Genomic DNA, 13,812 nt, shown 5'->3' on the forward strand with positions numbered 1-13,812 from the left:
GAGGCTCCGAGCCGCCCGCCGATCGAACGAACACAGGAGCTGGATCCACCGATGAACGACCACGACGCCGCCACGTACGACCTCCTGATCGTGGGTTCGGCCAACGCCGACCTGGTCATCGGCGTCGAGCGCCGCCCCGCCCCCGGCGAGACGGTCCTCGGCTCCGACCTCGCCACGCATCCCGGCGGCAAGGGCGCCAACCAGTCGGTCGCGGCGGCCCGGCTCGGCGCCCGTACCGCCCTGCTCGCGCGGGTCGGCGACGACGCCCACGGCCGGCTCCTGCTGGAGTCGCAGCGCGCGGCGGGCGCGGACACGGTGGGCGTCCTGGTCGGCGGGGCGCCCACGGGCGTCGCGCTGATCACCGTCGACCCGTCGGGCGACAACAGCATCGTGGTCTCGCCGGGCGCCAACGCCCGGCTGACCCCCGAGGACATCCGTGCGGCGGGCAGCCTGCTCGCCGCGTCCCGGGTGATCTCGACCCAGCTGGAGATTCCTGTCGAGTCGGTGACCGAGCTCGTACGCACGCTGCCGCCCGCCGCCCGCTTCGTCCTGAACCCGTCGCCGCCGACCCCGCTGCCGCCCGAAGTCCTCGCGGCCTGCGACCCGTTGGTGGTCAACGAGCACGAGGCGCGCTACATCCTGGGCGACGACGCGGCGCCCGAGGACTCCCCCGCGGACTGGGCGCGGGCGCTGCTCGCCCTCGGCCCCCGCTCGGTGGTGATCACACTGGGCGCGGACGGAGCACTGACGGCGGACGGCGACGGCTCCCCCGTCGCCGTGCCGAGCCCGAAGGTGGACGCGGTGGACACGACCGGCGCGGGCGACGCGTTCACGGCGGCCCTGGCCTGGCGCGTCGGCCTGGGCGACGATCTCCCGACGGCGGCGGCGTACGCGGCGCGCGTCGGAGCGGCGTCGGTCACCCGGCAGGGCGCCCAGGAGTCGTATCCCACCTCCGACGAGGTGGAGGTGCTTTACGCATGAAGAAGACCGGCATCCTCAACCGCCATCTCTGCGGCGCCCTGGCCGAGTTGGGCCACGGTGACACCGTCCTGATCTGCGACGCGGGCATGCCGATTCCGCCGGGCCCCAAGGTCGTCGACCTGGCCTTCCGGGCGGGCGTGCCGTCCTTCGCCGAGGTGCTCGACGGGCTGCTCGCCGAGCTGGTGACGGAGGGCGGCACCGCGGCGACGGAGGTCCGGCAGGCGAACCCGGCGACCGCGGCACTCCTGGCCTCCCGCGTCACGCCCCTCACCCTGATCCCGCACGAGGAGCTCAAACGCCGCACGGCGACGTCCCGTCTGGCGGTACGCACCGGCGAGGCCACGCCGTACGCGAATGTGCTGCTGCGGTGCGGGGTGTTCTTCTAAGCCGGACGCGTCGCGACCCCGGCCGCGCCTACCGGCAGACTCGCCCCGCCGGAGAGACCCGCCCCGCCGGGAAAACTCAGCGTGCGGTACACCGTCACCCCGCCCGTCAGCTCCCCGCACGCCTGCGCCGCCGCGCTGACGCGCTGGGTGTACGAGGGGTCGGCGGTGTCGAGGAGGATGCCGAGGGTCGTGCCGCTGTGTGCGACGGCGACGCCGAGGCCGCCGACCTCCCGGCAGATCTCCCGCATCGGCTCCAACGACCATTTGTGGCGCAGGAGTTGATTCATCTGGGCGCTGCGGGTCGCGACCCTGCCGACCTCCGCGAGATCGCGGCGGCGGACGGCGCAGGCGAGCCGGTCGAGCAGGCGCGCGTACTCGTGGCGGTCGGCCGGGGTGAACGGCTTGGGGATGCGGTTGAAGTCGACCGTATCGACCGAACCGCCCTCGTCGATCCCCACCACGGCCATCACCGGAAGCGACCCGAGCACCGCGCGCAGCCGCACGGTGCGATGGTGGAAGGCGACGATCGCCGGGTAGAGCACCCCGTCCGTCGGCTCGATGTCCGCCAGCAGCCGTTCGATCCGGGACGGCGGCATCGCGACACCCAGCGCCCGGCCGACCGCCCGCGCGGTCGCGACGAGGTCGGCCGATGAGCTCGCGAGCCCCTTGCCCTCCGGGATGACGCTGTTGACGTGGAGGGTCCCGCCGACCGGCACGCCCGTCCCGCGTTCCGCCGACTCACCGATCGTGCGCGCGAGTCGGAGCGCCTTGGTCTTGCCCGCGGGCCGCACCACCACGTCCCCGGAGCCGGGCTCCCGACGGAACGTGGCCATCGTCCAGCGTGCGACGGGCAACGTCACCAGGAAGTCCCCGTCCTCCTCCGGCAGCACACCCTGAAGCAGCTCACCGAAGGTGCCGAAGGCGGTTCCCACGCCGATTCCCGCCGGCCCCGCGCCCGCACCCGCCGTGCGGGGGCGCGGCCCCGCATCCCGGGACAGCTTCACAGGTCTCCTCTCAACATCCTGACGCCTACGTCCCGACGCCTACGTCCCGACGCCTACGTCCCGACGCCTACGTCCCGACGTCACGTACCGACGCCGTCAGGCCCACAGGCTGCCACAGCACTATGCGTCTTGACAATCATTTTCATCTAGTGTGATGCTCTCGGCTCGGCGACCGGTACACGGCCAATGAACACAGGGGGCAGCGGGCAGACATGCACGACCACATAGCCGAAGCGGTGAAGAAACCCGATCTCATATCCCTGGAACCGGGCTTGCTCTGCCTCCGGTTCGAGACGATGAAGATCTATTCCGCCCTCGGAGCAGTCCGTCACCTTCTCGAATCGGGTGCCGTGAAACACGGCGACACCCTCATCGACAGTTCCAGCGGCATCTACGCACAGGCCCTCGCACTCGCCTGCCACCGCTATGGAATGAAGTGCCACATCGTGGGCTCCACGACCGTGGACCGCACCTTGCGCATCCAACTGGAGATACTCGGCGCCACGCTGGAACAAGTGCAGCCGTCCAAGAATCTCCGGCTCGACCAGGAGCTGAGAGTGCGGCGCATCGCCGAGATACTCGAAGCGAATCCGTCGTACCACTGGATGCGGCAGTACCACGACGGCATTCATTACTACGGCTATCGCGACGTGGCCGGGACGATCGACACCGAGCTCCCCGAAGGCCCCCTCGCCCTGGTGGGCGGGGTCGGATCGGGGGCCTCGACCGGTGCCATCGCCGGATATCTGCGAGAAGCGGGACGGGACGTCTCACTCGTCGGCGTGCAGCCCTTCGGCAGCGTCACCTTCGGCTCGGAACACGTCGCCGACCCGGACATGATCATCGCCGGCATCGGCAGCGCCATCGAATTCAAGAATGTCCGGCACGAGGCGTACGACCGCGTGCACTGGGTGAATTTCGACTGCGCGGTGTCCGGCGCGGTATCGCTCCTCAGAAACAGCGGCATATTCGCCGGACTCTCCGCCGGCGCCGCCTATCTGACCACTCTCTGGGAACAGCGCCGCGACGACTCCCGTAGGTACGTCTTCATCGCGGCGGACACCGGTCACCGCTATGTCGAGAGCGCCTACGCGAAACACGCACAGGCACCGGACATCGACACCTTGAAGCCGCATGAGATCACCTCGCTCGACGAGCTGAGGCACCCCTGGTCGACCACCTCGTGGCCCGATCTCCCCGACCGCTGACCGCGCGACAGCCGAGCACCCCTTTTCCGCTTCCACCACACCGAGAGAACTCCACATGTCACACCCCGACCCGCGCACGCCCCACAACGTCGCGGAGCTCATCGACGCCGTCCTGGCCGGCGGTTACGGCCCCGACCCCGACGAGCTCACCGTCACCAGCGCGTTCTGGCTGTACAACACCACCCGCCTCGCGGGCAGCCAAGTCACCTACCACAACCACTACTTGCTCCTCAGGGTCGGCACGGCCTTCGGCGCCTGCTCCTTCGAGGCCGGTGAACTCGCCCCGGACTTCTGCGAGAACGCCTCGGGCCACACCCTCGGCAAACTGCTGCGCGCCGAGTCGACTCCCGTCCGTATCGCCGCACTCGACGCCTATCTCGCGCAGGTGAGCCCGCACCGGGAGGCCGCCGGCGCCGAGCGCGTCATGCTGCCCACCGGCACCCCGGAGGTCCGGGCGAAGGCGCGCGACGCCGCGATCGCCGGGCTGCTCGACATCGAGCCGGGCGCGAAGGTCGCACTGATCGGCGTGGTCAACCCCCTCGTGGCGGCGATACGCGAGCGGGGCGGCGTCTGTCTGCCCTGCGATCTCAATCTCCGTACGACCCAGTGGGGCGACCGGATCACCGACGACATGACCGAGGTACTCGGGGAGGCCGACGCCGTGGTCGCCACCGGCATGACGCTGAGCAACGGCACCTTCGACCTGATCCTCGCGCACTGCCGCGAGCACGGGGTGCCGCTGGTGGTGTACGCGCAGAGCGGCAGCGCCGTGGCCCGCGCGTTCCTGCCCGCGGGCGTCACCGGACTCTCCGCGGAGCCCTTCGCGTTCTCGCAGTTCAGCGCCGACGAGACCCCGCTCTACCGCTACCGGGAGGCGGCGTGAGCGTCGACTCCAGGGACTCCGCGGTGCATCCCCGGCCCGTCGAGGCGGAAGAAGCCGTGCCGGGCGATCTGCGGATGGCCCGCATGTTGTGGCCCGTCCTGGTGGCGTCCGCGGTCGGTCTGCTGCCGTTCACCGTCTTCAGCACGTATCTGGTGCCCATGGCCGAGGACGCCGAAAGCAGTGTCGCGACCCTCGGCGGACTGCGCGGGCTCGGCGGTCTCGCCGCCCTCCTGGTGGGCACCGCGCTCGCGCCCCTGATCGACCGCGTGCGCAAGGAGTGGGCCGCCGCGGGCGGTCTCGCGGCACTCGGCGTGTCCGCCGCACTCGGCGCGAGCGGGGACTTCATCCTGCTCGCCGTGTTCTGCCTGCTCGTCGGCGCCAGTACGTCGGTGCTCAACCCGGCGCTGACCGCCGCCGCCGCCGACCGCTTCGGCTCGGGGAAGGCCGCCGGGCGCGCGGCGACGCTCGTCACGGCGACCCAGTCGATGACGGCGATGCTGGCGGCGCCGGTCATCGCGCTGCCCGCCCTGTTCTGGGGCTGGCAGGGCGACCTGCTCGCCGTGACCGGGGTGTCGCTGCTCCTGGCCGCCGTCTTCTTCGTACGCGGCAAGGACAAGCCGGTCGAGGAGCAGGCCGACGGCCTACGCCTCGGCTACATCGCCTCGTTCAAGGCGCTCGGCGCGATTCCGGGTGTCGTGCCGCTGCTGCTCATCGCCCTGCTGCGCACCGCCGTGTTCATGGGCTACCTCTCCTACCTGGCGGCCTACTACGACGACCGGTTCGACCTCGGTCCCGGGCTCTTCGCGTTCGTGTGGACGCTCAGCGGCGCGTCGTTCTTCGTGAGCAACCTCCTCACGGGGCGGATCACGAACTCCGCCGAGCCGCGGATCGGCACCGAGCGGATGCTGGCCTTCGGTCTGGTCGCCGCGCTCGTCTCGGTCGTGGGTTTCTACTTCACGCACTGGCTGCCGCTCGCGCTCCTGATGACGTCCCTGCACGCGGCCGGCCACGCCGTCGTCGCCGCGTGCGTGGTCAGCCTGCTCGTCCGTCGCTGCGGAACCCAGCGGGGTGCGGCCCTGAGCGTGAACGCCGCGGGAATGAGCCTCGGCGTCTTCGTGGGCGCGGGCCTCGGAGGGCTCGGTCTCGGTCTCGCCGGCTACCCCGGGGTCGCCGCGACGTTCGGCGCGCTGGTGGTGGCGGCACTCGTGGCGGGGGTGTTCGTGCTGCGGGCGGGGCCGGTGGGTGAGGCAACGCCGGTGGAGACGGAACCCGCGGCCTGAGCGAAACTGCGGGCCGGTGGCGGCTGATCGCGCCCGCGCGGCGGAGCCGCACAGGTCACGGTCCGCTCCCCTCGCGGGGCGCGTTACGACGCCCGGCTCCAGCGCGTCCCGCTCCGACACAGCTGCCCTCGCACCGAATCGAAAGGCCCGACCACCATGTCCCCGCCCTCGCTCTCCCCCACGGCTGCCGTTGCCGCGGCGTCCGACGCCCCGCCGCCGGACACGCCGGCCAAAGGCGTACGAAGTAGGCTCACCTCCCGCACCGGGCTTGCGGCGACCTGCGCCGCGCTTCTCCTCGTCCTCCTCGCCTCCGTCGTCGTGGCCATCGGCCTGGGGTCCGCCGTCGTCACACCGGGTGACACCGCCCGGCTGCTGTGGGCGGCGTTGAGCGGCGGGAGCATCGCCGCCGATGAGGTGACGACGTATCAGATCATCTGGCAGATCCGTACACCCCGCGTCCTCCTGGCGGCACTTGTCGGCGCCGGGCTCAGCGCGGTCGGCGTCGCCATCCAGGCCCTGGTGCGCAACGCCCTGGCCGACCCCTTCGTCCTGGGCGTCTCCTCCGGCGCGTCGGTCGGCGCGGTCGGCGTGACGGTCACGGGCGGGCTCGCGGCGCTCGGCATCTACGCGGTATCGGCGGGGGCGTTCATCGGGGCGCTGGTGGCATCGCTCCTGGTGTACGCCGCTTCGGCGAGCCGCGGTGGCGTGCTCTCGCCGCTGCGGCTCGTCCTGACGGGCGTGGCGATGGCGCTCGGCTTCCAGGCCGTGATGAGCGTGATCATCTACTTCGCGCCGGACAGCGAGGCGACCAGCATGGTCCTGTACTGGACGATGGGCAGCTTCGGCGCCGCGAGCTGGGGCTCCCTGCCCGTCGTGGCCGGCTGCGTACTGCTCGGCCTCGCCGTGCTCCACCGCTACAGCAGGGCGCTCGACGTCCTGGCGCTCGGCGACGAGACCGCGACGAGCCTGGGCATCAGCCCCGACCGGCACCGCAAGGGCCTGCTCCTGCTCGCCTCGCTGATCACCGGAGTGATAGTCGCGGTGAGCGGCGCGATCAGCTTCGTCGGCCTGGTCATGCCCCACCTCGTACGCATGGTGGTCGGCGCCACGCACGCGCGGGTGCTGGCGGTCGCACCGCTGGTCGGAGCGGTGTTCATGGTCTGGGTCGATCTCGTGTCGCGGACCCTCGTGGCGCCGCGCGAGCTGCCGCTCGGGGTCATCACGGCGCTCGTCGGGGTGCCGGTGTTCGTCACGCTGATGCGGCGCAAGGCCTATATGTTCGGAGGGCGTTGAGATGGACCTCGTACTCGACGGCCTGTCCGTGACCATCGACGGCAAGCTCCTCGTCCGGGACCTGTCCCTCGAAGTGGGCAGCGGTCAGATCGTGGGCCTCGTCGGCCCGAACGGCAGCGGCAAGTCCACCGCGCTCAAATGCGTCTACCGGGCGCTGCGGCCCAGCTCCGGCGTGGTCAGGGTGGGCGACGACGACCTCTCGCGCCTGACGCCGCGCCGTGGCGCGCAGGTCGTCGCGGCGATGGCCCAGGACGGCGCGGTGGACCTCGACTTCACGGTGGAGGAGGTCGTCGCGCTGGGCCGCGCCCCCCATCTGCGCGGGAACCAGGCTCTCGGCGCCCGCGAACGGGAGCTGTGCGCAAGGACGATGGCCCGCCTCGATCTCACCCGCCTCGCCGACCGCGGCGTACTCACCCTGTCGGGCGGGGAACGCCAACGCGTCCTGCTCGCACGGGCGTTGGTGCAGGAGCCGCGGATCCTGGTCCTCGACGAGCCGACCAACCACCTGGACGTGCGCCACCAGATCGAGTTCCTCTCGCTCCTCAAGGGCTCGGGCCTCACCGTCCTCGTCGTCCTGCACGACCTCAACCTCGCGGCGGCCGCCTGCGACCGCATCGGGGTGCTGTCGCACGGCGCGCTGGTGGCCGCCGGGACGCCGGAGGAGGTGCTCACCACGGGTCTCGTCGACGAGGTGTTCGGCGTCAAGGCCAGCGTGATCAGCCACCCCCTGACCGGCGACCCTCAACTCCTGTACGCGCTGAGCCCCTCGCCCCCTCTCTGAACCTCTCTGAACCTCTCTGAACCTCCGAACCCCTGAACCCCACAGCCCCCTGAACCTCTGAACCTCTGAACCTCTGAACCTCTGAAAGGCGTTACGACGTCATGCCCAGAACACGCATCACCATCGGATCGGCGCTCGCGGGAGCCTTGCTGCTCAGCGGCTGCGGCGCGGAGGTCGACTCGGACTCCAAGGCCGCGGGCGCGCCCGACAAGGTCACCGTGAAGCGCTGCGGTGAGCCCGTCGCGTACAAGACTCCGCAGCGCGCGGTGGTCTACGAAGGCGGCAGCGCGGACAAGATGTTCAGCCTGGGCCTGACCGAGCACGTGCACGGCTATGTGATGCCGCCTGCCAACCCGCCGGTCAGCGAGTCTCCTTGGGCATCGGAGTACGCCAAGGTGAAGATGCTCAGCGACGATCTCCTCAACAAGGAACTCGTCGTCGAGGCCAAGTCGGACTTCGTCGTCGCGGGCTGGAACTCGGGCTTCAGCGACCAGCGCGGCATCACCCCGGAGATCCTGGACAAGCTCGGCATCCAGAGCTTCATGCACACGGAGAGCTGCTTCAACTACCCCGGCCACCCGCAGAAGGTCACACCGTTCAAGGCCCTGTACTCGGACCTGGAACGCCTGGGCAAGATCTTCCGGGTGGAGAAGAAGGCGGACGAGGTCGTGGACGGCCTCAAGAAACGCGTGGCCGCCGTCGAGTCCAAGGCCCCCGAGAAGGACGACGTCCCCGTCTTCCTCTACGACTCCGGCACGGACCAGCCCTTCACGGCGGGCAGCCAGGTCCCGCCCAACGACATCATCAAGTCGGCCGGAGGCAGGAACATCTTCGACGGCCTCGACGAGCGGTGGACCCAGGTGAACTGGGAGGCCGTCGCCAAGGCCGAGCCCGAGGTCATCATCATCTTCGACTACGGCGACAAGCCCGCCAAGGAGAAGATCGACTTCCTGAAGAAGTCCCCGCACACCAAGGAACTGCCCGCCGTGAAGAAGAACAACTTCTTCGTGCTCGACTACAACGAGGGCATCAGCGGCCCGCGCAACGTCGACGGCCTGGAGAAGTTCGGGAAGTACCTGCGCGACCTGAAGCGGTAACAGCCGCGAAGCCTCAGCCGGCCGCCCGGTCGAGCGCGCCGGTCAGACGGCCGAGGAGTCCTTGCAGGGCGAGGACCTCCTCGACCGTCATGCCGGTCGCTTCGAGGATCCGGCGCGGGACGGCAAGCGCGCGCTCCCGCAGCTCCGCGCCGTCGTCGGTCAGGTGAACGGTGACGGACCGCTCGTCGGCGGCACTGCGCTCACGCCGTACGAGACCGGCCGCCTCGAGCCGCTTGAGGAGCGGCGAGAGCGTGCCGGAGTCGAGACGCAGGCGCTCGCCGATGGCCTTGACGGGCCGCGGGCCGTCCTCCCAGAGCACGAGCATGACCAGGTACTGCGGATAGGTGAGGCCCAGATCCTTGAGGGCATCGCGGTAGACGCCGCCGAAGGCGCGCGAGGCGGCGTGCAGCGAGAAGCAGACCTGGTGGTCGAGGCGCAGGAGCTCGGAGTCGGGCAGGTCCGTCTTGTCGGGCGCTCCGGGTCCGGGGGGCCCGGAGGGGGCGGGGGGCCCGGAGGGGGCGGCGGTCGGCGAGGGCGTCATGGCTTCAGGGTACCTCGCACGCGTCATTCAGTTGTGCACAACTAAATCGTGTGCAACTATTGCTCTCGAGCGAACGAACTCCGTTGCTCACGTTCTTCGACCGAGGGAAGAGGACACCCCATGAACGCGCTGTACACCGCCGTCGCCACCGCCAACGGCCGCGAGGGCCGCGCCGTCAGCTCCGACGGCCAGATCGACCTCGCGCTCGCCATGCCCCCGGCCCTCGGCGGCGACGGCCGGGGCACCAACCCCGAGCAGCTCTTCGCCGCCGGGTACGCGGCCTGTTTCGCCAGCGCCATGGGAGCGGTCGCCCGTGAGATGAAGGTCGACACCAAGGACGTCTCGGTCACCGCCGAGGTCTCCATCGGCAAGGACGACGCGGGCTTCGGGCTCGCGGTCGTGATGCGCGTGGAGCTGCCGGACTCCCTGGCCGGCGAGACCGGGCAGCGGCTGGTCGAGGCGACGCACGCGTACTGCCCGTACTCCAAGGCCACGCTCGGCAACATCGAGGTCGAGCTCGTCATCGAGTAACCCTGGCCGACGGCCGGAATTCGGGCCCGCGCCGTACGGCGGGTACCGTAGAGGGACCGATCTCATGGGCCTCCTGGTGGGCTGCGTGAACCCCAGGAGGCCCAGAATGACGACGAACCGCGGACGCAAGGGCGTGATCCGGAAGCGGATGACGTCGACCGGCGAGTCGTATGTGGTCGCCGCCCGCAATCTCAAGTCGATGAAGGACATGGGCGCCACCCGCGAGGCCGTCGTCACCCAGCGCTGGCAGCCCGCGGAAACCCTGGACGTACCGTGCCCCTGCGGCGGCACCTGCGAGCCCGGCGAGAAGTGCGACCGCTGCCACGCCCGCCACCGCCACGTGGCCCGCTACCCCGGCAGCCGCACCGAGGTCGAGATCTGGGCCGACCGCTACGACTGCATGGGCTGCGCGTCCACGTACACCATCCTGGTCGAGCTGCCGGACCGCCCGTGGGGCATCGCCGAGACAGTGGTCCAGGGCGGGTCCGCGGAGCCGGTCGTCAAGGCCCGGGTGTTCCCCGGCGTGAAGCATCCGCTGCTGCGGCCCGAGACCCCCGAAGAGGACTGAGTCCGCTCGGGACCAGGGCTGAGTCCGCTCGGCGGGGCCCGCCGTATATCGCGCGCGTCGCATCGATCAGCCGTTCTACGATCGCCTCCTTACTGCCGGTATCACCGGACCAATCGGGGGCGGACATGCGTGAGAGCGTCGAGGACGGCGAGAAGGGGGTCGCCGCGGCCGTGCGGCTCGCCGAGGGGGCCCGGCTGCGGAGTGTCGTGGCTGCCGATGATCCCGTCGGCTGGGTCTCGCTGGACGCGGGCGTGCGGGAGGTGTCCTGGAGCTACCCGACCCGCACGGTGCCCCGGCCGGCGTGGGAGCACGCCGCCCCGCTGCCCGCCGACCTGACACAGCTCGGTGAGTCCGGGCTCGCGCTCGCCCTCTGCCACCGCGACGGCAGGACGCGCGAGACCGCGATACGCCGGGCGGGGCCGTACCCCGGCCTCCTTCCGCTCATCGTCATCCGCTGCTCCGACTGGGCCGCCCCCGTGCGCGAACGCGCCCGGAAGCTGCTGCGCGAGGCGCTGGACCCGCCTGCCGCCGTCGCCCTCGCCCCGCTGATCCTGCTGGTCGGCCGCCGCGACCGGGGCGGCTTCGGCGTCGAGCTGCTCGGGGACACGCTGCGGCGAGCGCCCCTCGCGGAGTTCGCCGCCCTCCTCGTCCACCGCGACCGCGTGACGCGGCGGTTCGCCTACCGCCTCGCCGCCGAGCACGACCGCCTGAGCCCCGCCGAACTGGCCCGCGCCGCCGCGGACGACCCGGACTTTGTGATCCAGGATCTGTGCGCGACGGCGGCGCTCACGAGGCTGCGGGAAGCGGACGCCGCTCCCGCGGACGTGCTCGAACCGCTGCTGACCGCACGCCCCCCGCATGTCCGCTCGGCCGGTGTCACCGCGCTGCGGCGGGCGGGGCAGCCGGAACGGGCGGAGGCGTTCCTCGGCGACCGGTCCGGGCGGGTGCGCGCCTGCGCCCGGTATGTCGTACGACAGCACGGAGGCGACCCCGTGGCCTGGTACCGGGAGCGGTGCGCGACGCCGGACGACCCCGGCCTCGTGCCCGGCGCGGTCATCGGCCTCGCCGAGTGCGGCGACCGTGCGGACGGCGCGCTGCTGCGGCCGTTGCTCGCACATCCCGCGGACGGGGTACGGGGGCAGGCCGTGGCCGGACTCCGGGCGCTGGACCTGGCGGACTCGCGGCAACTGCGGCCGCTGCTCGACGACCCGGCCCCCGGCGTCGTACGCCAGACGACCCTCGCCCTGCTGCCGTCCGCCCGGCAACTCCCCGCCGACTGGCTCCTGGAGCGCGCGGGGCCGCGGCTCCCCCGGCACATCCGCGTCGCCGCGTTCCGGCTGCTCCACGCGCACGGCGGGGTCGCGGTGCTGCGAGCGGCGGTGGGACTTCTGGACGACCCGGACGTGAAGCTGCGCACGTGGGCGGCGCAATCCGTGCAGCGCTGGCATCCCTCGGCGGACGTACGGCGCGGAGACCCGGAGGTGGGCGTACTGCTCGACCGGTGCGGGCACCTCTTCAGCGAGCATGTCCTGAAGAGGCGCAAGTGGGCGGCTGGTTTGGACGCCTGACCCGGCTCACAGTGCGCGCCATCCGCCCGCCGAGCAGTGCCGATCGCCCCGGTACCGCAAGTGGAACCCGGCACAACGTCCGATATACGAACCCCTCTTCCCGGATTCTGACCGGATTCTTCCCTTGACGGCGCGTCCCGCCACCCTCAATATCAGGCAACGCACTTTGCGCCACGCACCCTTCTTCAGCACAGCTCCAGCTCTTCAGCACAGCTCCAACGCCCTGCGGCATCCGCGTCGCGGGGCGTCAGTACGTTCCGTCCCCTTCGCTGTTCGGAATTCGGAGCCCCACATGAGACTCTCCAGATCCGCCGTGCCCCGCGCCCTGAGACGGGCCACCGCGGGCGTCGCCACCCTCGCCGCCGCCGGCCTGATCGCGGCCACCGCGCCCGCGGCCCTGGCAGCCCCGTCCCCGACGCTCGCGGCCCCCGACATACCGCTCGCCAACGTCAAGGCGCACCTCTCCCAGTTCCAGTCCATAGCCTCGGCCAACGGCGGCAACCGCGCCCACGGCCGCCCCGGCTACAAAGCCTCGATCGACTACGCGAAGGCCAAGCTGGACGCGGCCGGATTCACCACCACCGTTCAGCAGTTCACCTCCAGCGGTGCCACCGGCTACAACCTCGTCGCGGACTGGCCGGGCGGCGACCCGAACCAGGTCCTGATGGCGGGCGCGCACCTCGACAGCGTCTCCTCGGGCCCCGGCATCAACGACAACGGCTCGGGCTCGGCAGGCGTCCTGGAAACCGCGCTCGCGGTCTCCCGCGCGCAGTTGCAGCCGGAGAAGCACCTGCGGTTCGCCTGGTGGGGGGCGGAGGAGCTGGGCCTGGTCGGCTCGAAGTACTACGTCAACAACCTCCCGACCGCCGAGCGTTCGAAGGTCTCCGGCTACCTCAACTTCGACATGATCGGCTCTCCGAACCCGGGCTACTTCGTCTACGACGACGACCCCGCGATCGAGAAGACGTTCAAGGACTTCTACGCGGGCCTGAACGTCCCCACGGAGATAGAGACCGAGGGCGACGGCCGCTCCGACCACGCCAGCTTCAAGAACGTGGGCATACCGGTCGGCGGCCTCTTCACGGGCGCGAGCCGCACGAAGACCAGCGCGCAGGCCCAGAAGTGGGGCGGCACGGCGGGCCAGGCCTTCGACCGCTGCTACCACTCCTCGTGCGACACCACGGCGAACATCAACGACACCGCGCTCGACCGCAACAGCGACGCCATCGCCCACGCGATCTGGACGCTCGGCACGGACACCCCGGTCCCGCCGGGCGACTCGTACGAGAACACCGCTGACGTCACCATCCCGGACAACGGCACGGCCGTGACCTCGACGATCAACGTGACCGGCCGCACGGGCAACGCCCCGGCCACCCTCAGGGCGGACGTCGACATCCGCCACACCTGGCGCGGCGACGTGGTCGTGGACCTGCTCGCCCCGGACGGCACGGCGTACCGCCTGAAGAACTCCAGCGGCAACGACTCGGCGGACAACGTCATCGCGACGTACACGGTCAACGCGTCGAGCGAGCCGGCGAACGGCGCCTGGAAGCTGCGCGTGCAGGACGTGGCGTCGCAGGACACCGGCTACATCAACAGCTGGAAGCTGACCTTCTAGAGCGTTGCGGAAGTTCGGGAGCGCCCCGGACACACCCCGGCGCCCGGCAGCGACTTCCGCTGCCGGGCGC

At 71.0% G+C, this 13,812-nt stretch carries 14 protein-coding genes; 12 read left to right on the top strand and 2 right to left on the bottom strand.

Annotated elements, in window-relative coordinates; genetic code table 11:
• Positions 1-51 precede the first annotated feature (51 nt).
• On the top strand, positions 52-981 hold the full coding sequence (locus tag IE226_RS18205; RefSeq protein ID WP_190082324.1) for a ribokinase: 930 nt from the start codon (positions 52-54) through the stop codon (positions 979-981).
• Positions 978-1,367 (top strand): D-ribose pyranase, encoded by a 390-nt coding sequence (gene rbsD / locus IE226_RS18210; RefSeq protein WP_190082325.1) that lies wholly within the window; start codon positions 978-980, stop codon positions 1,365-1,367. Before IE226_RS18205 ends, rbsD begins: the two co-directional genes overlap by 4 nt.
• On the opposite strand, the gene IE226_RS18215 is transcribed toward rbsD, so the two are convergent.
• Positions 1,364-2,299 carry a GHMP family kinase ATP-binding protein gene (locus tag IE226_RS18215; RefSeq protein WP_190082326.1) on the bottom strand — a complete coding sequence of 312 codons (936 nt, stop codon included), beginning with the start codon at positions 2,297-2,299 and terminating at the stop codon, positions 1,364-1,366. The two genes, rbsD and IE226_RS18215, sit on opposite strands and share 4 nt — an antisense overlap.
• A gap of 284 nt (positions 2,300-2,583) precedes the next feature.
• Between IE226_RS18215 and IE226_RS18220 the strand changes: the two genes are divergently transcribed.
• The 6 genes from IE226_RS18220 (at position 2,584) to IE226_RS18245 (ending at position 8,913) form a co-directional block, all read left to right on the top strand.
• Complete coding sequence (locus IE226_RS18220) at positions 2,584-3,579, top strand: pyridoxal-phosphate dependent enzyme (protein ID WP_190082327.1); 996 nt, start codon at positions 2,584-2,586, stop codon at positions 3,577-3,579.
• A gap of 55 nt (positions 3,580-3,634) precedes the next feature.
• The gene (locus IE226_RS18225; RefSeq protein ID WP_190082328.1) at positions 3,635-4,462 is read left to right on the top strand and encodes a Rossmann-like domain-containing protein; all 828 of its coding nucleotides are present in this window, start codon (positions 3,635-3,637) and stop codon (positions 4,460-4,462) included.
• Positions 4,459-5,742 carry an MFS transporter gene (locus tag IE226_RS18230; protein ID WP_229871161.1) on the top strand — a complete coding sequence of 428 codons (1,284 nt, stop codon included), beginning with the start codon at positions 4,459-4,461 and terminating at the stop codon, positions 5,740-5,742. The genes IE226_RS18225 and IE226_RS18230 overlap by 4 nt, the downstream gene beginning before the upstream one ends.
• A 156-nt stretch (positions 5,743-5,898) precedes the next feature.
• Entirely contained in the window at positions 5,899-7,035 is a 1,137-nt protein-coding gene (locus tag IE226_RS18235) for a FecCD family ABC transporter permease (protein WP_190082329.1), read from the top strand.
• Between the two features lies 1 nt (position 7,036).
• Positions 7,037-7,816: an ABC transporter ATP-binding protein gene (locus IE226_RS18240; protein ID WP_190082330.1), complete on the top strand. Its 780-nt coding sequence runs from the start codon at positions 7,037-7,039 to the stop codon at positions 7,814-7,816.
• Between the two features lie 101 nt (positions 7,817-7,917).
• Entirely contained in the window at positions 7,918-8,913 is a 996-nt protein-coding gene (locus IE226_RS18245; protein ID WP_190082331.1) for an ABC transporter substrate-binding protein, read from the top strand.
• Positions 8,914-8,926: 13 nt separating this feature from the next.
• Here the strand turns inward: IE226_RS18245 and IE226_RS18250 are convergent, their stop codons facing one another.
• Entirely contained in the window at positions 8,927-9,454 is a 528-nt protein-coding gene (locus IE226_RS18250; RefSeq protein WP_190082332.1) for a MarR family winged helix-turn-helix transcriptional regulator, read from the bottom strand.
• A 120-nt stretch (positions 9,455-9,574) separates the two neighbouring features.
• Here IE226_RS18250 and IE226_RS18255 point away from each other — a divergent pair, with 120 nt between their 5' ends.
• The 4 genes from IE226_RS18255 to IE226_RS18270 all read left to right on the top strand — a co-directional run bounded on the left by IE226_RS18255 (position 9,575) and on the right by IE226_RS18270 (position 13,742).
• On the top strand, positions 9,575-9,985 hold the full coding sequence (locus IE226_RS18255; protein ID WP_190082333.1) for an organic hydroperoxide resistance protein: 411 nt from the start codon (positions 9,575-9,577) through the stop codon (positions 9,983-9,985).
• A gap of 106 nt (positions 9,986-10,091) precedes the next feature.
• Positions 10,092-10,553: a hypothetical protein gene (locus IE226_RS18260; protein WP_190082334.1), complete on the top strand. Its 462-nt coding sequence runs from the start codon at positions 10,092-10,094 to the stop codon at positions 10,551-10,553.
• Between the two features lie 125 nt (positions 10,554-10,678).
• On the top strand, positions 10,679-12,121 hold the full coding sequence (locus tag IE226_RS18265; protein ID WP_229871164.1) for a hypothetical protein: 1,443 nt from the start codon (positions 10,679-10,681) through the stop codon (positions 12,119-12,121).
• A 292-nt stretch (positions 12,122-12,413) separates the two neighbouring features.
• Positions 12,414-13,742, top strand: a complete 1,329-nt coding sequence (locus tag IE226_RS18270; RefSeq protein ID WP_190082335.1) for a M28 family metallopeptidase — start codon at positions 12,414-12,416, stop codon at positions 13,740-13,742.
• The last annotated feature ends 70 nt before the right edge of the window (positions 13,743-13,812 follow it).

Source organism: Streptomyces longisporoflavus (assembly GCF_014649775.1).
GTDB classification, from domain to species: Bacteria; Actinomycetota; Actinomycetes; order Streptomycetales; family Streptomycetaceae; genus Streptomyces; species Streptomyces longisporoflavus.